Raw genomic sequence first — 22,315 nt, 5'->3', positions numbered from 1 at the left:
TAGGGTGTGCTTTAAAACTGCTTTAGAAGTTCATTCGCTAGATGCTTCATGCCCAGTTAACCAACTTCTAAGACAGACGTGCCTTTGGCAGTTAGCCTTGCCAAGCCTTATTGCTACTGAGCAGGCGACGGAGCAGGCGATTCGGCAGGCGACTCAGTCGCAGCGGGTGCTTCAACTTCTTTAAAGCCTTGAATGACCTGCTGAAGTTCAGGTTTGTTACGCTCAAAGCTAGAGGGCAACGTCCAGGCCAAAATCTGGTGATACTTCGTTGGAGTTTCAACCGTGGTGTGTAAATATGCTACGTTAATTCCCTCGATGGTTCCCTGGATCTCGTACTGTACGGCTGGGTTACTTCCTACGGTCGTTACATCAGTCGGTCCAGTAATTTCAGGATCGGTTAAGCTCTCAACGAGTAACCCACGTGTAATTTCTGAATGCTGCTCAATGGTTAAATTCTCAAAATCTGCCTTGTTTTCGGATAAAACGATCACGTATTCTTCACTGCCTCGCTTAGAAGCTTGAATCTCGGCTGACTCATGAAGTTCCCGATCTTCTACCCAACCGTTGAGCAGGGTAAGTTGGCTCTGACCATCCAAACCAACAAGAACGTTACCCGCATCCTCAGGACTAGCAGCTTCAGTAGGTTCCGTCGGAACTGTAGCTCCCTCTGGATTAGCAGAATCGGTATTTGCGTTGGGAGTGCAGCCTCCCAAAACCAGGGCAGTAAGGAGTAAAACTGGGGTAAAGGTTTTAATAAACATAGGCACGTTAACCTTCTCGTGTCGAAGTCGATACTAAATGGCTTGCATTTCGCAACCGTTAAATCCGGATTGCATGGAAATAATGTTTGTGGATGAGATGTTTTCTAAACAGCCTAGTCATCCCTCACAAGCTTAGCCGCAGATAGGTTAAGTGGCACGAGAAATATGGCTATTCTCAATAGCTTAAAAAGCAGTTTTGAATCTTTTAGCTATCAGTCATTAGTCATTGGGGGATGATGACTCCCAATAACTAATGACTGATAACCAATTTAGGTATTTAATTAGATATCCAGATCAGTTAGGTTCAGCTTTGAGCCGTAGGTTTCGATGAATTCACGTCGGGGCGCAACGCGATCGCCCATCAGCACCGTGAAGATCCGATCTGCCTCAGCTGCATCCTCAATTTCGACTCGCTTTAACGTCCGGGTTTCAGGATTCATTGTGGTGTCCCAAAGCTGCTGGGGCATCATTTCTCCCAAACCTTTAAATCGCTGAATCGTGTAGTTAGCGTTAGCGGGAAACTGTGATGTGATCTGGTTGAGTTCGCGCTCGCTATAGCAGTACTGATGCTGCCGTCCCCGTTCTACTTTGTAAAGAGGAGGGCAGGCGATGTACACATAGCCCTGATCGACCATCGATCGCTGATAGCGGTAGAAGAAGGTCAATAGCAGCGTCCGAATGTGAGCGCCATCTACGTCAGCGTCAGTCATAACAACAATACGGTGATAGCGTAACTGTGATGGGTCAAACTCCTCACCTTTGATACCCAGACCTAATGCGGTAATCAGCGCCTGAATCTCGGTGTTTTTGTAGATCTTAGCATCGTCAGTTTTCTCGATGTTGAGGATTTTGCCTCGCAGCGGCAGGATTGCTTGGAAGCGGCGATCGCGTCCTTGCTTAGCGCTACCTCCCGCAGAGTCTCCCTCCACAATGAAGATTTCTGACTCTGCTGGGTCACGAGAGCTACAGTCTGCCAGCTTACCGGGCAGCGTTGACGACTCCAGTACAGATTTGCGGCGCACTAGTTCTCGCGCCCGTCGGGCAGCTTCTGCCGCGTTAAAGGCTTGAATCGCCTTTTCAAGGATCGCATCAGCAACGCTAGGACGAAACTCTAGATATTCGGTTAGTGCCTCACCCACTAGGGAATCTACGATTCCTCGAACTTCGGTGTTGCCGAGTTTAGTCTTGGTTTGTCCTTCAAATTCGGGATCAGGTACTTTAACCGAAATGACGCCCGTCAGCCCCTCACGGATGTTCTCCCCTGCCAGGTTAGAGTCGCTTTCCTTGAGCTTGTTACGCTTGCGGGCGATGGAGTTCATCGTCCGGGTTAGCACTGCCTTCAGTCCTTCCAGGTGAGTACCACCATCAATGGTGCGAATGTTGTTGGCAAAGCCCAGCAGGTTATCAGTGTAAGCATCTACACACCACTGAAGTGCCACCTCAACCTGCACGTTGTTGCGCTCACCCTGAACAAACACCACTTCATCATGCAAGGGCTGTTTGTCTTTGTTGATGTAGCTAATGTATTCACGAATACCACCAGCGTAGTGATATTTGTCAACACGCGGCTGGTCGCTCTTGAGCAGTGCCAGGCGATAGTCAGTAAAAGTAATCTCAACCCCAGCGTTTAAGTAAGCCAGCTCCCGCAGGCGACTTGCCAGCGTAGCGTAGTCAAACTCAATGCCCGTCGTTGTAAAGATCTGAGTATCTGGCTTGAAGGAAATCGAAGTTCCTGTCCGCTTCTCAGAGTTTGGCTGGATGGAGAGTTCGCCAATGGGTACACCCCGCTCAAACCGCTGGACATGTACCTTATTGTCTCGCCAAACGGTTGCTTCTACCCACTCTGACAGGGCATTGACGACTGAGATACCAACCCCGTGCAAACCACCCGAAACCTTGTAGCCGCCGCCACCAAACTTTCCACCTGCGTGTAGCACCGTCATGACGGTTTCTAAGGCAGACTTGCCCGTTCGGGGATGCACATCTGTAGGAATTCCTCGTCCGTCATCTGTAACTGTGACGGAGCCGTCTTCATTCAGGCTGACCTGAATGTAATTACAATAACCTGCTAAAGCTTCATCGACCGAGTTGTCAACAACTTCGTAAACTAGGTGATGGAGTCCACGCGGTCCTGTGCTGCCGATGTACATGCCTGGACGTTTACGGACAGGCTCCAACCCTTCAAGGACTTGGATTTGGTCAGCACCATAATTGGTTGTCATGTATGAAGCGCTCCCATAATTCGGTTTGAAGCCATCTATGCTTCAGAACACCAAAACCTATCAAAATTATAACACAAAAGGGTTTGAAGCGATTTTAGAGCGGTTTGAAGTGAAAAATAAGGCAGGGATCGATCGAGCCCAATTCCGACAGAATTTTGATGACATTCAGCAACCTGCAGATGTTGATAGTTTAGCCTGCAGAAATAGTAATTTTGTACTATCACCGGCTATTCCTATTCTAATTGTTATTTGTGGAGCAACGGCAACTGGAAAGTCGGGATTAGCGATCGCCCTCTCCCAACGGCTCCAGTCAGCGATTCTCAGCGCTGACTCGCGTCAGGTTTACCGTGAGTTTGACATTGGCACCGCAAAACCAACCTCCGCTGAGCAACAGCAAGCCCCCCATTATCTTATAAATATCTGCGACCCCACCGAAACGCTAACGCTAGCAGACTATCAGCAGCAGGCGCAGCAGATCATAGGTAAGTTTCACCAATTGGGCGATCGTTTCTCTATTCCACTGTTAGTTGGCGGAACCGGACTTTATATTCGTGCAATTACGCAAGGTTTGCAGATTCCTAGAGTACCCCCACAAGCGAAATTGCGATCGCAGCTTCAAGCACTAGGACAACCTCAGTGCTACGCCTTTCTAAAACAAATTGATCCCGTCTCTGCCCAAAAAATTCACTTAAATGATGCCGTCCGAACGCTGCGTGCTCTGGAAGTGTACTACACCACCGGAAAACCCATTTCTCAGCAGCAGGGAGAACATCCACCGAGTTACCCAATTCTGCAAATCGGGTTGGATTGTGTCACGTTGGATCGACTAGCTCAACGCATTGAGCAACGCACGCAGCAAATGCTTGACGCTGGCTTGATTGCTGAAGTCACACAGCTTTGTCAGAAGTATGGATATGACCTGCCTCTGCTCAACACATTGGGCTACCAAGAAGTAAAGCAGTATTTAACCGGAGACATTTCTCTACAAGCTGCAAAAGAGCAAATCGTTCTGCATACCCGCCAGTTTGCCAAACGCCAGCGCACCTGGTTTCATGGCGATCGCCAAATTGAATGGTTTGATGCTGACTCTCCCCACCTAGTTGATCAAGTGTGGGAAAGGATTCAGGCATTCCTCCAAACCTGCGAGGCAAGAACCTGAGCTTAATATACGCTTGAGTAAAAGGTGAGCTAATCCCAAAATTATGACTGCCTTAACTTTAAAGCTTGATTCTGTTGTGAGGCTTACTGATGAGCAGTTCTACCAACTCTGTCAGGACAACCCTGAACTGAGATTGGAACGCGCCGCAACCGGAGAACTGATCGTTACGTCCCCAACGGGAGGAGAAACAGGGAAACAAAACTTTGATCTTGTGATTGCGCTTGGAGTTTGGAATCGGCAAACCGGGCTTGGAGTTGGATTTGATTCATCAACGGGGTTTAGGCTGCCGAATGGAAGCGATCGCTCCCCCGATGTTGCCTGGATTCCCCAAGCCAAATGGGATGCTCTAACCTCAGCACAGCGAAAACGATTCCTGCCGCTCTGTCCAGACTTTTTGGTTGAGCTACTTTCTCCGTCAGATAGTTGGGAAGCCGGTGAAGCAAAGATGCAGGAATATCAGGACAACGGCAATCGGTTAGGCTGGTTGATTGACCCAGAATCACGCAAGGTTGCAATTTACCGTTTAGGGCAAGCCGTTGAAATCTTAGAGTCTCCAGATGCTTTATCAGGTGAAGATGTGCTGCCAGGATTTGTGCTAAATCTTCAAACCATCTGGTAGTTCCGTCCAAAAGCTTGTCCTTAAGTCTGCAAACCCATTCATTGAATTTCTTAACCCGTTTGTTGAATTCACATACTCGTTCATTGAATTTGCAAACCTGCTCATCGAATTCGTATACTTGCTTTCTGAATTTGCAAACGCGTTTGTTGAATTTGCACCCGCATTCAGAAAGTTTTGATGATAAATATCAACTACTCCTGAGAATTAACAGCATCAATCATCAGGCGAAGCGTCTCTACTCTCACTGAATCGCTTTGTTGCTCAAACAGTTCAGCAGCCTGCTCATAGTCTCTGCAAGACGCTTGACGGTCGCCCATGAGTCTAAAAATATTGCCACGTATAGCCCATGAGTCAGCCATGTCAGGGTATAGGTCGGTTGCTCTGGTAGCTTCAGCGATCGCCTCTGAATAACGTTTCTCCTGTGCGAAGGCAGCACTCCTTAGCAGAATCTGTTGAACTTCTGGCATATCTTCAAATGCAACCTCATCCTCATCAGGAGCCTGCTCTTGTAGATTTTTCTCAGCCAACGACTGCCTTTGCAGTCCTAAATAGAGTTTCTGCCGCTCATAAACTCCAGCCTGAACGGAATCACCTTGTGCTTGAAACGCTTCTTGAGCTTTTCCAGCACTTTCAATTGCTCCTTCCAAATCACCTAGCTGATCTTGAATATCTGCGCGAAGGGCATACGCTTCTGCATAGTGAGGAGCAAGTTGAATTGCCCGATTTAATTCAGCGAGAGCCGTTGTTAATCTATCTGGATGAGCAAGCCCTCTAACAACAGAGGATACTTTTGCACGTGCATCTAGATACAAATAGATCGCTTCGGCATTCCCTAAATTTTTTGATTCTGCTGATTCCATAGAACCTTGGAAATTTTAAGTTCTAGTCTAAAGCTAAGTACACAGCGCTCACCCTAAACTTAGCAACAAGCCTAACCCTGCAAAAGTTGGTCAATCTGAGTTGGGAGTGTCAAGATCAAAGAAGGACTTAGGATTGCTCTGAAACTTCTATGCCAGACCTTCAGGTTTCGATTGCTCAGCACTACCACGAGCGCACCAAGTACGACCCAGCGACGATTCAAGAGAAATCTCAAGGGTTGGACTGGGACAAACAGCCGATTCCGTTCAAGGAATATAAGATTGGGGCAACCTACGACCTCAAGCCTTACCTGACGGAAGTGGAAGCATCTCCTAGCGATTTTGCGGATAGCTGGGAGCGATTGTCTCGGCTGCTATTTTGCAGCTATGGGCTGACGCTAAAGATGATGACCCGCTATGGCGATCCGGTCTATCTCAGGGCTGCACCATCTGCCGGAGGGCTATATCCGGCTGAGGTCTATCTGATTTCACGCGGGACACCACTGCTGCCTGCGGGGCTTTACAGCTATCAGCCACAGTCTCATTCGCTGACTCGCTTTTGGGACAGTGAGGTTTGGGAAGATTTGCAGAAAGCCTGTTTCTGGCATCCGACTTTAGAAAATACGCAACTGGCACTGGTCGTCTCGGCGGTGTTTTTTCGTTCGGCATGGCGCTATCAGGATCGAGCCTATCGCCGAATTTTTCTCGATACTGGACACCTATTAGGCAATGTGGAATTGGCGGGAGCAATCAATGATTACCGTCCTCACCTGATTGGTGGCTTTGCCGATGAAGCAATCAATGAACTGCTTTACCTTGATCCAGAGCAGGAGGGGGCGATCGCCATCATTGCTTTAGCAGACCTGCTCGACGTACAGCAAAATCTACCGCTGGCGCAAGCTGCTCTACCCTCTGCAACGCAGATCAAATATCCCAAAATTCCAGATGGAGAACTGCTGAACTACTTCCATCGTGCTACCCAGATTGGTGTTGCTCAAAGTTCTCCTTTTCCCACTGGCACTAGACCTGAAGCGGAGTCCGTCCTAGTCGCTGAGCCTGCGGAAGACAAGTACAATTTTCCGTTTTGCCTGAAAGTTTCTACCGTTGCCCCTTCGATCTTTTGGGGCGAAAACTTGTCGGCACTGGAAAGCACCATTCTCAAGCGCCGTTCAACTCGCGCCTACAGCGGCGAACCACTGACTCTGGATGAACTCAAGGCGCTGCTCGACTTTACCTACCAGCCGCACCACTATATTGACCAAAGTTTAGATCGATCGCCTGACTACTTTGATCTGAATTTAATTGAAACCTTCATTGCCGTCTCCGGTGTTGAAGGGTTGGAGGAAGGCTGCTATTACTATGCTCCCAAGGCTCAAGAACTCAGGCAAATCCGCTTTAAGAATTTCCGACGAGAGCTACACTTCCTCTGTCTAGGTCAGAACCTGGGACGCGATGCCGGAGCAGTGCTGTTTCACACGGCTGATCTGAAGCAGGCTGTAGCAGCGTATGGCGATCGCGCCTACCGTTATCTGCACATGGATGCCGGACATCTGGGACAGCGGCTCAATTTGGCTGCCATTCACCTCAACCTGGGCGTGAGCGGCATTGGCGGTTTCTTTGATAACGAAGTAAACGAAGTTTTGGGCATCCCCACTGATGAAGCAGTTCTCTACATTACAACTTTGGGACGACCAGCATGAGAGGAGTAAGGGACATGAGTCCTTTCTAAATGCAACGGTGCCATGGAATTACTGCTAATTGGGGGCGATCGCATCACTCACCGTCTCGATCATCCTCGCCGTCCTTTCCAGCACGACGTTCACATCAAACCTAAAACTCACTTAGCAGATATCATCAAAGACCCTACCATTACTGTTGTTTCTTGGCATCATCAGGCAGTAAAAAACATTTCTCCAGCATGGCGAGTTTCAGCCCAAGCAGACGATGGACTGATCGAAGCAATAGAACACCAGGAACATCCCTGGATGTTAGGTGTGCAGTGGCACCCGGAAATGTCGCCGCAATGGGCACCCCATCCCCGACTGTTTCAAGCATTAGTGGATGCTGGACAGGCTAGGAAACCTTTGTACCAGCGTGTATAGCGATCGCCCCCATCCCATCTACAGAGAGAGTAATTTGCTTGTGACGATCAACAGTAACAGTTGCGTTTGCTCCTGTTGCAGTACAACCTGTTCCCTCTGCATTTAACTCACCTTCTATCACATTGCAATAGGTACCTGGAGCCATGTCAGTTTGAAAGGTATGATTTAACGGAGTGGACTCCCGATTAATTACAACAAATCCTTTATTTCCACGACTAAAAGCAATCTGATTTGCCCCATTGCTCCACCAGTGAGTGAGTGGCTCGGCTGAGGTGTGATTGCGGAAGCTCACCATGTTGGCGATCGCCTGCCAGCGATGTTCACACTGCCACTCCTCAAAACAACTCACTTCACCATTGTGATAAACACTGTGTGTATTGCCATCTGCATCAGCAGGCGGTCCCTGCTCGGAATTTGAGAACTTATAGCTCGACATCAAATCTGGGTAGCCATAGGGATGCGCCAGCATAAACACATTCGCTAGTTCATAAAGCTTGCCGTTCTTGTAAGTCAGGTAGGTGCCGCCGCCGCCATGTCCCCGCTGCTTGTCATGGTTATCAATAAATACGATCGCCTTATCGCTCGGTGCTAATCCCCACTCCTCACTCAAAGTGTCTAGTTGCGATAGGCTTTGTCCTTCCAATCCCAAAAACTTTGCGCCTACTAGACGACCATATTCAAACTCATACACATCGCCGTGACTATAATATTCAGACTTGCGAACTGCTTCAGTTCCCGGATCGATTACCTCTTGCAGAATGTAGGGTTGAGCAGTCACAGACTGTTGCACCAAGCTTAAAATTGCTCCTAACTCTTTGGTGTTGATGTGTTTGGCAGCATCAATCCGAAATCCAGCCACACCAAGATTCACCAAGTCAATCAGGTACTCAGCAATGCGGCTGCGAACATAGCTTGAGCTAGTCTTGAGATCTGGCAACCCAGAGAGTTCGCAGCTTGTCACCTGCTCGTGATTACGATAATCCTGAATGTTTTGCCGGCAAGAGTGGAAATCGCGAGATTCATACAGCCCTGGATAATGATATTTGGTAAAGATTGAACCTGCACTTCCCTTGCCGCTGAGTTCACCAGACATGTGATTGATCACCGCATCGGCGTATACATCCACTCCTGCGGCTCGGCAGCGTTCAACCATATTGGTGAATTGAGTGCGATCGCCACTGCGACTTTTAATCTGGTAACTGACAGGTTGATAGCGTTGCCACCAAGGATAGCTCTGCTTAGCAATCACTGCATGTTCATTGGGTGGTGAAATCTGAACGGCTGCGAACCCCTTTGGTCCTAAAAAACTCTCACATTCTTGCGCTACATCTTCCCATTTCCATTCAAACAGATGCACAAAGGCAGTTCGGGGTACTATAGCTTCCTCCACTGAATCTGTATCAATCCGCCAAACCGAGCCGATCAGTGGTATCACCAAAAAAATTAGAAACAGCAAGCCATAGACAAACTTCCGCAACATGATATGCACCCACGACCCTAGATAAGTCTCGTTCAAACTAAATTAACTTGTTCTGAGAATGCCCTTCACTCAAACAAAATGAACAAAGCCGCAGTTCTACTGAGGCGATCGCTTAGCATCCCTGCACACCAACTACAGGAATTTCAATTTCTTGTCCAGCCTGCTCAATGCGAACAATGCCATCTTCAATGGCGATCGCTTCCACATCTGCCCGTTGTTCTGCAAATCTGCCTTCTAACCCAACCTGAATCTCACCCTCCAGGCTCTCAAATGTTTGGTAAAACTGCGTGCCGGGTTGCTCCTGCGGATAAGCAGACAGTCCCTCAAACCGAACAATCTCCCCGTCAATCTTCATCCACATCGAAACAGGCTCCCCCAAAGTAGCCACCAGGATGAAGTTGGGTCGTTCGGGGCTGTCCGGCTTCCACACTGCTAGTCCACACCCATATATGTCATCGCTCTCCACTTCCTCCAAGGTGAATTCTTCAACTTTGGGGGTGATCGCTGCTGGAGATTCTGCCAGTGTTGTCTCAGGAGGATTGGTTGGAGAATCTGTAACCTGTGGCGCAGTACTACTCTCCGATTCAATTGAGGATTGAGAGTTACATGCTGTAGCTAGACCGAGCAGTAACAAGACATGAAGAAAATAAAGCACATTTTTCATAGCAAGAATTTGGGCGATCGCCTTTTCAACTATAAGCGGGCGATCGCTTCTCTTTTGATACTCATCATTCATTAGGCGGCGTTGCGTCGCCCTGTCTAATTGAGCAGTTCATAACACCCTCTATCTTCTCAACTCACAACGAAAAATCCCCTGCCACGGGCAGGGGATTTAGTTTATTCGCCTACAAGGAGTGGTTAACCAAACCTACTCGCGGTTGAGGCTATCAGGAAGGCAGCGTAGGTAAGTACGTAGCCGACCGTGAAGTGAGCCAGACCGACCAGACGACCTTGGACGATGGACATTGCAACGGGCTTGTCCTTCCAGCGAACCAGGTTAGCTAGAGGAGTGCGCTCGTGCGCCCAGACCAGGGTTTCGATCAGTTCTTGCCAGTAGCCTCTCCAGGAGATCAAGAACATGAAGCCGGTTGCCCAAACCAGGTGTCCAAAGAGGAACATCCAGGACCAGACCGCCAGGTTATTCATGCCGTAGGGGTTGTACCCGTTGATCAACTGAGCAGAGTTGAGCCAGAGGTAGTCGCGCAGCCAGCCCATGATCGTCACAGACGTATCGTTGAACTGAGCTACGTTGCCCTGCCAAACTGCGAGGTGCTTCCAGTGCCAGTAGAAGGTAACCCAACCAATGGTGTTGAGCATCCAGAACATGGCGAGGTAGAAAGAGTCCCAAGCAGAGATATCGCAGGTGCCGCCCCGACCAGGACCATCGCAAGGGAAGCTGTAGCCGAAGTCTTTCTTATCGGGCATCAGCTTCGAGCCGCGTGCATCCAACGCACCTTTGACCAAGATCAAGGTGGTGGTGTGCAGACCAAGGGCAATCGCATGGTGAACCAGGAAGTCGCCAGGTCCAATGGTCAAGAACAACGAGTTTGTACCTGAGTTGATTGCATCCAACCAGCCGGGTAGCCACACGTTGCCGTGATTGGGCCAAGCAGTGGTTGCAAGGCTGTCAGGGTTAGACAGAAGGGTATCGAAGCCATACAGCACCTTACCGTGAGAAGCCTGGATGAACTGTGCGAACACAGGCTCAATCAAGATTTGCTTCTCAGGAGTAGCGAAGGCTTGCATTACGTCGTTGTGAACGTAAATGCCAAGGGTATGGAAGCCCAGGAACAGAGACACCCAGCTTAGGTGAGAGATGATTGCCTCTTTGTGCTCCAGGACGCGAGCTAACACGTTGCCTTGGTTCTGAACTGGGTCATAGTCGCGCACCCAGAAGATCGCACCATGAGCAAACGCACCAACCATCAAGAAACCAGCAATGTACTGGTGATGGGTGTAGAGCGCTGCCTGAGTGGTGAAGTCCTTACCCATGAAAGCGTAAGGCGGCAACGAATACATGTGTTGCGCTACCAGAGAAGTGACAACACCTAAAGCTGCTAGGTGAATACCCAACTGGAAGTGCAGAGAGTTGTTGTAGGTATCGTACAAACCCTGGTGAGGCAGGTTAAACTGCCCTTCGGTCTTGGCGCCAAAGAAGCTCTTAGCATTCAACATCTCTTTGATGTTGTGACCAATCCCAAAGTTGGTGCGGTACATGTGACCCGCAATGATGAACAGCACAGCGATCGCCAAGTGGTGATGCGCCATGTCCGTCAACCACAGAGACTGAGTCTGAGGATGGAAACCGCCCAAGAAGGTCAGAATTGCATCTCCAGCGCCCTGAGAGGTGCTGAAAATGTGATCAGCCGTATCAGGGTTTTCTGCATACACACCCCAATTGCCCGTGAAAAATGGCTTTAGACCAGCGGGGTGGGGAGGAGTAGACAGGAAGTTGTCCCAGCCCACATGCTGTCCGCGAGACTCAGGGATGGCAACGTGGATCAAGTGACCTGCCCAAGCCAAGGAGCTAACCCCAAACAAACCAGCCAAGTGGTGGTTGAGCCGAGACTCAGCATTCTTAAACCAGGACAAGCTAGGACGGAACTTGGGCTGAAGGTGAAGCCAGCCTGCAAACAAGAAAACAGCAGCTAGCAACAACAGGAAGACGGCCCCGTTGTAAAGTTCGCCGTTAGTTCTCATGCCGATGGTGTACCACCAGTGGTAAACACCCGAGTAGGCAATGTTAACCGGGCCAGAAGCGCCACCTTGTGTGAACGCATCGACAGCAGGTTGACCAAAGTGAGGGTCCCAAATCGCATGGGCGATTGGTTTTACATTTAGCGGATCTTTGATCCACTGTTCGAAGTTGCCTTGCCAGGCGACGTGGAAGAGGCTGCCAGATGTCCAGAGGAAGATGATTGCCACGTGACCGAAGTGCGAGGCAAAAATCTTTTGGTAAAGATTCTCCTCGGTCATTCCGTCATGGCTTTCAAAGTCATGGGCGGTGGCAATCCCGTACCAGATCCGACGTGTAGTCGGATCTTGAGCCAAGTCCTGGCTAAATTTTGGGAATTTAGTTGCCATGTTTAACGAGTTCTCCTCGTGCTCATCCGCTTACTGCAATGATTCGAGCCAGGAAGAACGCCCACGTAGTGACGATTCCTCCCAGGAGGTAGTGAGCCACACCAACAGCACGACCCTGAATGATGCTCAGAGCGCGAGGCTGAATGGAGGGAGCTACTCTTAGCTTGTTGTGCGCCCAAACAATGGACTCGATCAATTCCTGCCAGTAGCCGCGACCGCTGAACAAGAACATGAGGCTGAACGCCCAAACAAAGTGAGCACCCAGGAACAGCAGACCGTAAGCCGAGAGCGCTGAACCGTAGGAACCGATTACCTGAGTAGCTTGTGCCCACAAGAAGTCACGCAGCCAACCATTAATGGTAATCGCACTTTGGGCAAAGTTACCGCCCGTGATGTGAGACACCGAGCCGTCGCCATTGACCGTTCCCCATACATCAGATTGCATCTTCCAACTGAAGTGGAATATTGCAATTGATAGGGAGTTGTACATCCAGAACAGACCGAGGAAGACATGATCCCAACCAGAAACCTGGCAGGTGCCGCCCCGACCAGGACCGTCGCAAGGGAAGCGGAAGCCCAGGTTTGCTTTGTCTGGAATCAGACGAGAGCTACGGGCAAACAGCACACCCTTGAGCAGAATCAGTACCGTCACGTGAATCGTGAAGGCGTGAATGTGGTGAACCATGAAGTCTGCCGTACCCAGAGCGATCGGCATCATGGCAACCTTGCCGCCCACTGCTACGATGCCACCACCAAACGCATAGCTAGCCGGAGCTAGAGCATTGGGAGCAGTCGCACCCGGAGCGAGGGTGTGGATATTTTGAATCCACTGAGCAAACACGGGCTGAAGCTGAATCGCCGTGTCAGAGAACATGTCTTGGGGACGACCCAAAGCACGCATCGTGTCGTTGTGAATGTACAGTCCAAAGCTGTGGAAGCCAAGGAAAATACAAACCCAGTTGAGGTGAGAGATGATGGCATCTCTGTGGCGAATTACCCGATCCAGCAGGTTGTTTTGATTCACTACTGGGTCGTAGTCACGCACCATAAAGATAGCTGCGTGTGCTCCGGCACCCACAATCAGGAAGCCACCGATCCACATGTGATGTGTGAAGATCGAAAGCTGCGTGGGATAGTCTGTCGCCAAGTAGGGATAAGGCGGCATGGAGTACATGTGCTGAGCCACGATGATGGTCAGCGAACCTAGCATTGCCAGGTTGACAGCCAACTGAGCGTGCCAGGAAGTGGTGAGGTTCTCATAGAGACCCTTGTGTCCTTCGCCAGTGAAGGGACCTTTGTGGTTCTCTAGGATTTCCTTGATGCTGTGACCGATGCCCCAGTTGGTGCGGTACATGTGACCGGCAATGATGAACAACACTGCGATCGCCAAGTGGTGATGCGCTGTGTCAGACAACCACAGACCGCCAGTAACAGGGTTTAGACCGCCCTTAAAGGTAAGGAAATCAGCGTATTCACCCCAGTTGAGGGTAAAGAAGGGAGTTAAGCCCTTAGCAAAACTGGGATATAGCTCAGCCATCAAGCCAGAATTCAAAATGAACTCTTGAGGCAAGGGGATGTCCGCAGGCGGAACCCCAGCATCTAACAGCTTATTAATGGGCAGCGCAACGTGAATTTGGTGTCCAGCCCAAGATAGGGAACCTAGACCGAGCAAACCAGCCAAGTGGTGGTTTAGCATCGACTCCACGTTCTGAAACCACTCCAGTTTGGGAGCGCGCTTGTGGTAATGGAACCAGCCTGCAAACAGCATCAGGGCAGCCATAACCAAGCCACCAATTGCTGTGCAGTAGAGCTGAAACTCACTGGTAATACCTGCGGCCCGCCATATCTGGAAGAAACCAGAGGTGATTTGAATCCCCTGGAAACCGCCGCCTACATCTGCATTCAAAATTTCTTGACCGACAATCGGCCAGACGACCTGAGCACTGGGCTTGATGCCAGTGGGGTCGGTCAGCCAAGCTTCATAATTTGAAAAGCGAGCGCCATGAAAATACATACCGCTCAGCCAGATAAACACAATGGCTAAGTGACCAAAGTGAGCGCTGAAGATCTTACGCGATATATCTTCTAAGTCGCTGGTATGACTATCAAAATCGTGAGCGTCAGCATGAAGGTTCCAAATCCAGGTGGTCGTCTTAGGACCTCTGGAAAGGGTGCGGTCGAAGTGACCGGGTTTGCCCCACTTCTCGAATGAAGTAGGAACCGGGTCTTTGTCAACCACAACCTTGACCTTTGCGTCTCGCTCCCGTGGGGTAGTTGTCATTAGAGACTCTCCTCTCTCTAGACAAGGAACGAGTAATCCCTAACCCCAAGCTTTTGTTAAATTCCCTTCTCATCAATCAGCGGCTAGCAGATGGATTGTATGACTAGGTTTATGAGACCCAGACTAAAGCGTCGTAACCGTTTCAAAGGTCGCGCTACTTAACTTTCAAGAGAAGAGAATGGTCGCGATCGCCGTTCTAAACTTTAAGCCAAGACAGCCAGTAAGCCAGAACAGCAATTTAGACGACTTGGGGGTGGGTTCTCTCGTGCATTATAGAGCGGCATTTGGCACGACTTTGAACGTGGTTAACAATAATTCAAAATGAGCAAATCAGGAGGGGGTGAGGCTTGCGACGAGTCATAACAGCAAAAGATGTGCTAAGGGTTGTCAATCGTTTACGAATTGAAACAACTTATATGGATCATAGAAAAACCAAAAAACATAAAGAACTTATTAAAGCTTAAAAAACTTAAATAAAATTCAATTTTCTCTTATTTATGTAGAGATAGATATTCTGCACAGGAAATCTGAGGTTCTATTCAATTCGTGATCCGATATAGTTCCCTATGGGCCAGTGTTGAACCTTGGGGCGACGATCGCCCAGGAGTGTGGTTGCGTGTTTGGGATTAATCGGCTGAGTAACATTAAAAGACTACTGACATCCTTATTATTGGTAGCAATTTTGAGCTGGGGCTTAGGGGGATGTGGCGATCGCTCCCGCACCGTCGAGCTGTCGCCTGATTCTGACAAACCCACTCGTCTAGCAGGCAGAGTTGCCGAAGTTTCTCCACCCGAAACGCTGCAAGAGCTACGTCAGTCACTTGAGCGTTACCAGCCGCAGGTAAAAATCCTCAGTCCACGTCCCGATCAGGTATTGCAAGACGATCGCGTCTCCGTTCGCCTTCAGGTTCAAGACCTGCCCATCTTTCAGAACGAAGAATTTAAACTGGGACCACACCTACACGTCATTCTCGATAACCAGCCCTATCAAGCGGTTTACGATACCCGTGAACCTTTAGTTTTAGAAGATCTAGCGCCCGGAACTCACACCCTACGCGTTTTTGCGTCTCGCCCCTGGCATGAGAGCTTTAAGAATGAGGGAGCCTACGCCCAGACAACGTTTCATCTATTTACTAAAACACCAGAGAATAACCCTGACCCAACTCAGCCGCTACTCACTTACAGCCGTCCAAAAGGCAGCTATGGGGCAGAGCCAATCATGCTCGACTTTTACCTCACCAATGCGCCGCTACATCTGATTGCCCAGGAAAATCCTGAAGATGAGATTTTAGATTGGCGAATTCGCTGCACGATTAATGGTGAGAGCTTCATTTTCGATCGCTGGCAACCAATCTACTTAAAGGGGTTGAAACCAGGCAAGAACTGGGTGCAGCTAGAGCTTTTGGATGAGAAAGGCGATCCTTTCCCGAACCCGTTTAACAACACGGTACGGCTGATCAATTACGAGCCAAACGGAAAAGACACCCTGTCTAAACTGGTGCGAGGTGAGCTCTCTGCCGATGCGGTTCGCAGCATTGTCGATCCAAGCTACGTTCCCGCACCTCCCGCGCCAGAGCCACTTCCAGAAACCACTCCGGCTCCAGAAACACCTCCAGCGCTTTCCATTCCTTCTAAAGTCGAAGAAGCACCTGAGCCTGAAGAAATTCCTGTAATAGAGGAAGTGCCCGCAGTTGAGGAAACTTCTCAAACAGAGGAGATCCCCGCTGTGAAGGAGCAACCCAGTAAACCTGAACCAACTATAGAGCGGGGTTTTGAAGACCTAGAAACTCCGGCACCCTCTGAGGTAGAACCCGAAGTTGAGCAGGCTCCAGTACCGATCCCTAGTGAGCCGCTGCAATCGCAACCTGCTTCCCCCAAAGGCTTCTTCGAGCGCTTCCGTCGTCGTGCCCCTGAGCCAGTTCCCGCCCCGATTACTCCACCCTCTCCGCCTTCTATCCCAGAGGCGCAAGAGGAACCCAGTACAGTTGATATCGCTCCTGAGGTTCTTGAGGTTCCTGAAGTGCCTGAAGAGGAGCCGCTGCCACAGTTGGAGGAACCCCCTCAGTTAGAAGAACCTACTGAGGTACGAGAGCCAGCGCGATCGCAACCTGCTTCACCCAAAAACTTTTTCGATCGCTTCCGTCGCGCCCCTGAGCCGATTCCAGCACCCGTTGTACCTTCTATTCCAGAGGTGCTGGAGGAACCGGATGCAGCCAATATTGTTCCGGAAGTAACAGAGCCACTGCCTCAGTTAGAAGCACCCGTTGAAGCACCAGCACTGATCGAACCAACGGTGGAACCGCTGCCCGAAGAAACTGGAGATATCCCAGAGGCGATCGCTCCTGCTTCCCCTGAACTCATTCAACCCGAACCAACTCAGCCCAAATCTAGCCCGCTAGGAGACTTTTTCGAGCGCTTCCGTCGTCGTTCAAGTCTCTCACCTACACCGCTGGAACCGGAAGAGACTTTACCTGAAATTATTGAAGCTCCTAAACCAAAAACCTCTGAATTAGAAGTAAGTGAGCCAGATTTGCCAGATATCATTCCAGAGGTTTCTCAACCCGCATCTCCATTAGAGGAGCAAACTCCGGCAGTTAATTGATAAAGCGTTGTGGAATTTGTTGGAAGTTGTTAGCGATCGCCTCAAATTGTTTGAGAAGGCGTGAATATGCCCTGTAAGGGTGTGGCATTTGGCAGACAGACATTGAATGAGATCGAGCATTCTGGTCTGAATGCCACGCTCTACAAATATTCTTTAAACAAACTCCGTATTTCTCCGTAATTCTCCTGTTAGGTTTTGATCCCTTAAACAGTAGGGTGGGCAATGCCCGGAGGCGAAATGTTTGTTGTTATCGCTCCTCATCTTGACTCTTCAACTGACCAAACTGACCAGGATGTTTTTATCTCCTATTCGCGGGTAGACAAAACCTTTGTCAAATCACTCTACGAAAAACTCAGCGCGACTGGACGCGGCGCTTGGGTTGACTGGGAAGACATTCCCGTTACTGCCGAATGGTGGAGAGAAATTGAAGCTGGCATTGAATCAACGAACACATTTGTCTTTATCATTAGTCCCGATTCGGTTCAATCGAAAGTTTGTCGGCAGGAGATTGATCACGCCGTTTTTAATCACAAACGATTATTACCAATTGTGTGGCGAGAGGGTTTTGAACAGGAGCAAGTTCATCCAGCACTGAGAAGACATAATTGGCTGTTCTTTCGGGAAAGTGATGATTTTGATCAAGCATTTCAATCTCTGGTTAAAGCCCTCGACACAGACTTAGAGCATGTTAAAACGCACACTCGCTTGTTGGTGAGAGCGAATGAATGGGTTTACAAAAGGCGTAACGAAAGCTTCTTGTTGCGAGGTAGTGATCTAGAAGAAGCAGAGCAATGGTTGACCAAAGGAACAGACAAAGAACCCTTTCCAGCTCAAGTGCAACGCGAATATATTATTCAAAGCCGTAGGGCTGAAACGGAGCGGCAAAAAACAGAAAATCGACGGCAAAAAATTGCACTGGTTAGTGTCAGTTTTGCTCTCTGTATTGCAGGCATACTTGGTCTAGTTGCTTTTTCTCAATGGCAGAAGGCAGAACGGCGGCAACTGACTGCGATCGCCACCACTTCAGAAGCTCTGTTTTCATCCAATCAAGTTTTTGATGCATTGATCGAAAGCTTGCGCGCTGGAACCACCCTGAATCCTTCGGCTTGGACTCGTGATGATCAGATTCATTCTGATATCATCACCTTGCTTCAGCAGTCAGTCTACTGGGTGAGAGAGCGCAACACCTTAGAAGGACATAGTGAGACGGTTTGGGGAGTGAGTTTTAGCCCCGATGGACAAACCCTTGGCACAGCAAGCTGGGATGGTACTGCCAGAATTTGGAGTGTCGATGGGCGAGAATCAGTTACCTTGCGGGGACATAGCGATCGCATCAACAACATCAGCTTTAGCCCCGATGGACAAAGAATTGCCACAGGTAGTTTTGACCAAACGATGAAACTTTGGTCACGCGACGGGCACTTACTGCACACCTTTCAGGGACATAGTCAGGGAGTTTGGGACGTTAGCTTTAGCCCCGATGGCAACATGTTAGCTACTACAAGCCGAGATGGTACTGCAAAACTTTGGCGCTCGGATGGCAAACTGTTGACCACACTCGAAGGACATACAGACGAGGTTCACAGCGTCAGTTTCAGCCCGGATGGACAAACCCTTGCAACGGCAAGTCGCGATAAAACGGTCAAAATTTGGACTTTGAAAGGGCAACTGATACGCACCATCTCCCACAACGCTGCCGTTTGGGATGTTAGCTTCAGTCCGGATGGTCGAACCCTTGTGACAGCTAGCCAGGACAAAACTGTCAAACTGTGGACGTTAGATGGCAGGCTGCTCAACACTTTTAATGGCGAAGATGCATTTTTGAGCGCCAGCTTTAGCCCAGATGGGCAAAGCGTTGCCGCTGTTGGCTATGAAAAAGTGGTGAGACGTTGGAATCTGAATGGCGACCTGATTGGCACATACACTCATGATGGCGATGGCGGTGGTGGAGTAGCCTTTAGCCCTGACGGTAAAACCCTTGCTGCGGCTAGTTTCGATCGCACCGTCAGGCTATGGCAAATTGAAGATACAGGGCTAAGAAGACTGATAGGGCACCAAAACTGGGTATTTGGGCTAAATTTTAGCCCTGATGGAGAGGCGATCGCCACCGCCAGCCGAGACGGCACTGTCAAAATCTGGAATCGTCAAGATGGAAAACTCCTCCACACCCTAACGGAACACGATGGCGCGGTCTGGAGTGTTAGTTTCAGTCCGGATGGCAACCTCATCGGCACAGCCAGTAATGACGCGACTGCAAAACTTTGGACACGCGACGGGAGATTGCTGACCACGCTCACCGGACACGACGGCGGCGTGTTGAGCGTTACTTTCAGCCCAGACAGCCAAGTGATTGCAACCGCCAGTGCTGATCAAACGGTGAAACTGTGGAACCGCGAGGGCAAACTGTTGCGAACTCTGCTCGGACACGACGGAGAAGTATCAGGCGTTGCGTTTAGCCCCGATGGCACCACGATCGCCACCGCTGGCAATGACCACACGGTAAAACTGTGGACGGTAGAGGGTGAATTACTTGACACCCTCACTGGACACACAGGAATTGTCTACGACGTGCGCTTTAGCCCAGACGGCACCATGCTTGCCACAGCTAGTCAAGACAAAACAGCACGCCTGTGGACGCGAGACGGCAAACTGTTGCGAATTCTCAAAGGGCACGACGGCATTGTCTACAATGCCAGCTTCAGCCCCAATAGCACCACGATCGCCACGGCTAGCCATGACCAAACCATCAAGCTCTGGAGCGCAACAGGAGAACTGTTACATACTCTGACGGGCACCAAAAACGTCAATCAGGATGTCAGCTTTAGCCCAGACGGTCGTACCCTAGCAACAGCAGGAAACGACAACGCCTTGACTCTGTGGAATCTGGACTACGTTGGAGATTTGCAGGAGCTAGTCACTCGCGGTTGCGATTGGGTACAGGACTATTTGGAAACGAACCCCAGCGTGGAAAAGGGCGATCGCCAAATCTGTTCCTAAAATTCCTAAAGTTTGTCAATCCACTAGTTCTGCCAGTTCCAGCCAGCGCTCGGTAGCGGAATCGATCGTCTGGGTTAACTCTGCCAATCGTTCTGATAACTGCTGCACCTGCGTAAAGCCTGCTGGAGGATTGTGGTAAAGCGTCTTTTCGACCTCTATTTTTTCCGCTTCCAGTTTGGGAATTTCAGCTTCTAGCTGCTCAAATTCGCGCTTCTCCTTGTAGGAAAGTTTGCGAGGTTTGGTAGAGTTTTGAGTTTTGGGTTTTGAGCTTTCAGTTGAATCGGCGGGAGAATCTGCAATCTGCTCCGGAACACGAGTGGATTTGGAAGACTTAGAATTGCTAGCTTCGGTTTGTGCGGCGGATTCCTCTTCTGCTTTTTTGAAGTCAAGGTAGACCGAGTAGTTGCCAGGATATTGGCGAATGTTGCCGCCTGGTTCCAGGGCAAAGATCGTGTCTACGGTGCGATCGAGGAAATAGCGATCGTGAGAAACGACAATAACGCAGCCGTTAAAGTCTTCCAGGTAGTCTTCCAGGACTGCCAGCGTTTGTACATCCAGATCATTCGTCGGCTCGTCCAGAATCAGCACATTAGGCGCACTCATCAGTACCCGCATCAGGAACAGCCGCCGCTTTTCGCCACCCGATAATTTGTGAATGGGTGCGTACTGCTGATTTCCAGGAAACAGGAATCGCTCCAGCATTTGAGAGGCGCTAATCTGAGTCCCATCAGCAGTTTGGATGAATTCACCCACTTCTTTAATGTAGTCAATCACCCGCTGGTTTTCATTGAGAGCGGTGAGAAGCGCTTCGGAGTGCTGGTCAAAGTAGCCAATGTGAATCGTGGAGCCGATTTCTACCGTGCCGGAGTCGGGCTTCACCCGTCCAGTAATGATATCCATCAGGGTTGATTTGCCTGCGCCGTTGCCGCCAATGATGCCAATGCGGTCTTCAGGATTGAAGTAATAGGTGAAATTGTGGATCAGGGTGCGATCGCCATACGCCTTGCTAACCTGCTCTAGCTCAATCACCTTCTTCCCAATTCGCCGACCGGGAGTGGCAATATCCACCTTGCCCTGCACTTGTTTGAATTCCTGCGCCTGCATGTCGCGAATTCGCTCAATTCGGGCTTTTTGCTTGGTGCTACGGGCTTTGGGTCCGCGCTTTAGCCATTCCAACTCGCGCCGCAATACGCCCTGGTGTTTGCGCTGAGAACTGACGGCAGATTCCTCAGACAGCGACTTTTTCTCCAAGTAGTAGGAATAGTTGCCGGAATAGCCGTAGAGGTCGCCCCGGTCAATTTCAATAATGCGGTTGGTGACGCGATCGAGAAAGTAGCGATCGTGGGTAATCAGCAGCAGTGCGCCCCGATAGCGGTTGAGGTAATCTTGCAGCCACTCGACCGACAGCGCATCCAGATGGTTGGTTGGCTCATCCATGAGCAGCACATCAGGATCAGCCAGTAGCGCGGTTGCCAGGGCAATTCGCTTGCGGTAGCCGCCCGACAAATTGCTGATTCGCTCATCAAAATCTTCAATTCCCAGCTTGGTCAGAATAATCTTGGCATTGGTTTCCAGTTCCCAGGCTCCAGTAGACTCCATCTGGTGAGTCAGGTGAGAGAGCTGTGACATTAGCCGATCGGCATCACCCTGTCCGTGTGCCAGCTTATGAGAAACCTCCTCATACTGCCGCACCATAGCCATCTGTTCGCCGCTGTCGGCAAAGACTTGCTCTAACACAGTGCGATTCTCGTCCAGGTCAGGCTGTTGAGGCAGGTAAACGATATTGACTCCAGAGTTAACCAACAATTGACCGCCATCAATGGGTTCTAATCCCGCGATCATCTTCAGCAGCGTGGATTTGCCAGAGCCATTGGTGCCAATCAGCCCTACCTTGTCGGTGGCATCCAGACTAAAGCTGCCATCTTTGAGGATTTCCTTAATGCCAAAGTCTTTTTGGACAGACTGTAGGGTGAAGATACTCATGGGGGAGGGATGAGGGCGAAAGAGTAAAGGCGGAGGCAGTTTGTAGTATGGGTTACGCTACGCTAACCCATGCGGGCAGAGAGTTGAGGCACAAACCACAACCTAGCTCTGAGTGAAGGACTCGTCAGTTACCTAGTTTAACGTCGCAGTTGGATTGGCGATCGCATT

At 49.9% G+C, this 22,315-nt stretch carries 14 protein-coding genes; 6 read left to right on the top strand and 8 right to left on the bottom strand.

What is annotated here, in order from left to right:
- Nucleotides 1-113: 113 nt before the first annotated feature.
- Together H6G00_RS31030 and gyrB are read right to left on the bottom strand one after the other, a co-directional pair.
- A complete protein-coding gene (locus tag H6G00_RS31030) occupies nt 114-761 on the bottom strand; it encodes a hypothetical protein (protein WP_190799664.1) in 648 nt (215 codons plus the stop codon).
- 281 nt (nt 762-1,042) lie between these two features.
- On the bottom strand, nt 1,043-2,983 hold the full coding sequence (gene gyrB / locus H6G00_RS31025) for a DNA topoisomerase (ATP-hydrolyzing) subunit B (protein ID WP_190799663.1): 1,941 nt from the start codon (nt 2,981-2,983) through the stop codon (nt 1,043-1,045).
- A 229-nt stretch (nt 2,984-3,212) separates the two neighbouring features.
- Here gyrB and miaA point away from each other — a divergent pair, with 229 nt between their 5' ends.
- Nucleotides 3,213-4,142: a tRNA (adenosine(37)-N6)-dimethylallyltransferase MiaA gene (gene miaA / locus H6G00_RS31020; protein ID WP_347278251.1), complete on the top strand. Its 930-nt coding sequence runs from the start codon at nt 3,213-3,215 to the stop codon at nt 4,140-4,142.
- A gap of 43 nt (nt 4,143-4,185) precedes the next feature.
- Nucleotides 4,186-4,761, top strand: coding sequence for a Uma2 family endonuclease (locus H6G00_RS31015; protein WP_190688843.1), 576 nt, complete (start codon nt 4,186-4,188; stop codon nt 4,759-4,761).
- Between the two features lie 191 nt (nt 4,762-4,952).
- On the opposite strand, the gene H6G00_RS31010 is transcribed toward H6G00_RS31015, so the two are convergent.
- Nucleotides 4,953-5,621 (bottom strand): hypothetical protein, encoded by a 669-nt coding sequence (locus H6G00_RS31010; RefSeq protein WP_190799661.1) that lies wholly within the window; start codon nt 5,619-5,621, stop codon nt 4,953-4,955.
- 149 nt (nt 5,622-5,770) lie between these two features.
- On the opposite strand from H6G00_RS31010, the gene H6G00_RS31005 reads away from it, so the two are divergent.
- Both H6G00_RS31005 and H6G00_RS31000 read left to right on the top strand, forming a co-directional pair.
- On the top strand, nt 5,771-7,318 hold the full coding sequence (locus tag H6G00_RS31005) for a SagB/ThcOx family dehydrogenase (RefSeq protein ID WP_190799660.1): 1,548 nt from the start codon (nt 5,771-5,773) through the stop codon (nt 7,316-7,318).
- Nucleotides 7,319-7,360: 42 nt separating this feature from the next.
- Nucleotides 7,361-7,720, top strand: coding sequence for a gamma-glutamyl-gamma-aminobutyrate hydrolase family protein (locus H6G00_RS31000; RefSeq protein ID WP_190799659.1), 360 nt, complete (start codon nt 7,361-7,363; stop codon nt 7,718-7,720).
- Here the strand turns inward: H6G00_RS31000 and H6G00_RS30995 are convergent.
- From H6G00_RS30995 to psaA, 4 genes are all read right to left on the bottom strand, one after another.
- Entirely contained in the window at nt 7,692-9,200 is a 1,509-nt protein-coding gene (locus H6G00_RS30995) for an alpha-amylase family protein (RefSeq protein ID WP_190799658.1), read from the bottom strand. The genes H6G00_RS31000 and H6G00_RS30995 overlap by 29 nt on opposite strands.
- A gap of 112 nt (nt 9,201-9,312) precedes the next feature.
- Entirely contained in the window at nt 9,313-9,936 is a 624-nt protein-coding gene (locus tag H6G00_RS30990) for a hypothetical protein (protein ID WP_190799657.1), read from the bottom strand.
- Nucleotides 9,937-10,058: 122 nt separating this feature from the next.
- A complete protein-coding gene (psaB, locus tag H6G00_RS30985) occupies nt 10,059-12,284 on the bottom strand; it encodes a photosystem I core protein PsaB (RefSeq protein ID WP_190799656.1) in 2,226 nt (741 codons plus the stop codon).
- 22 nt (nt 12,285-12,306) lie between these two features.
- Nucleotides 12,307-14,565: a photosystem I core protein PsaA gene (psaA, locus tag H6G00_RS30980; RefSeq protein WP_190641094.1), complete on the bottom strand. Its 2,259-nt coding sequence runs from the start codon at nt 14,563-14,565 to the stop codon at nt 12,307-12,309.
- Between the two features lie 574 nt (nt 14,566-15,139).
- Here psaA and H6G00_RS30975 point away from each other — a divergent pair.
- Nucleotides 15,140-17,167, top strand: a complete 2,028-nt coding sequence (locus H6G00_RS30975; RefSeq protein ID WP_190799655.1) for a hypothetical protein — start codon at nt 15,140-15,142, stop codon at nt 17,165-17,167.
- Nucleotides 17,168-17,404: 237 nt separating this feature from the next.
- Nucleotides 17,405-20,164 carry a TIR domain-containing protein gene (locus tag H6G00_RS30970; RefSeq protein WP_190799654.1) on the top strand — a complete coding sequence of 920 codons (2,760 nt, stop codon included), beginning with the start codon at nt 17,405-17,407 and terminating at the stop codon, nt 20,162-20,164.
- 15 nt (nt 20,165-20,179) lie between these two features.
- Here H6G00_RS30970 and H6G00_RS30965 read toward each other — a convergent pair whose 3' ends face one another.
- Nucleotides 20,180-22,147 (bottom strand): ABC-F family ATP-binding cassette domain-containing protein, encoded by a 1,968-nt coding sequence (locus tag H6G00_RS30965; protein ID WP_190799653.1) that lies wholly within the window; start codon nt 22,145-22,147, stop codon nt 20,180-20,182.
- Between the last annotated feature and the right edge of the window lie 168 nt (nt 22,148-22,315).

Source organism: Leptolyngbya sp. FACHB-541, assembly GCF_014695875.1.
Classification (GTDB): domain Bacteria; phylum Cyanobacteriota; class Cyanobacteriia; order Elainellales; family Elainellaceae; genus JAAUTN01.
This window is presented reverse-complemented; position numbering and strand designations above follow the sequence as displayed.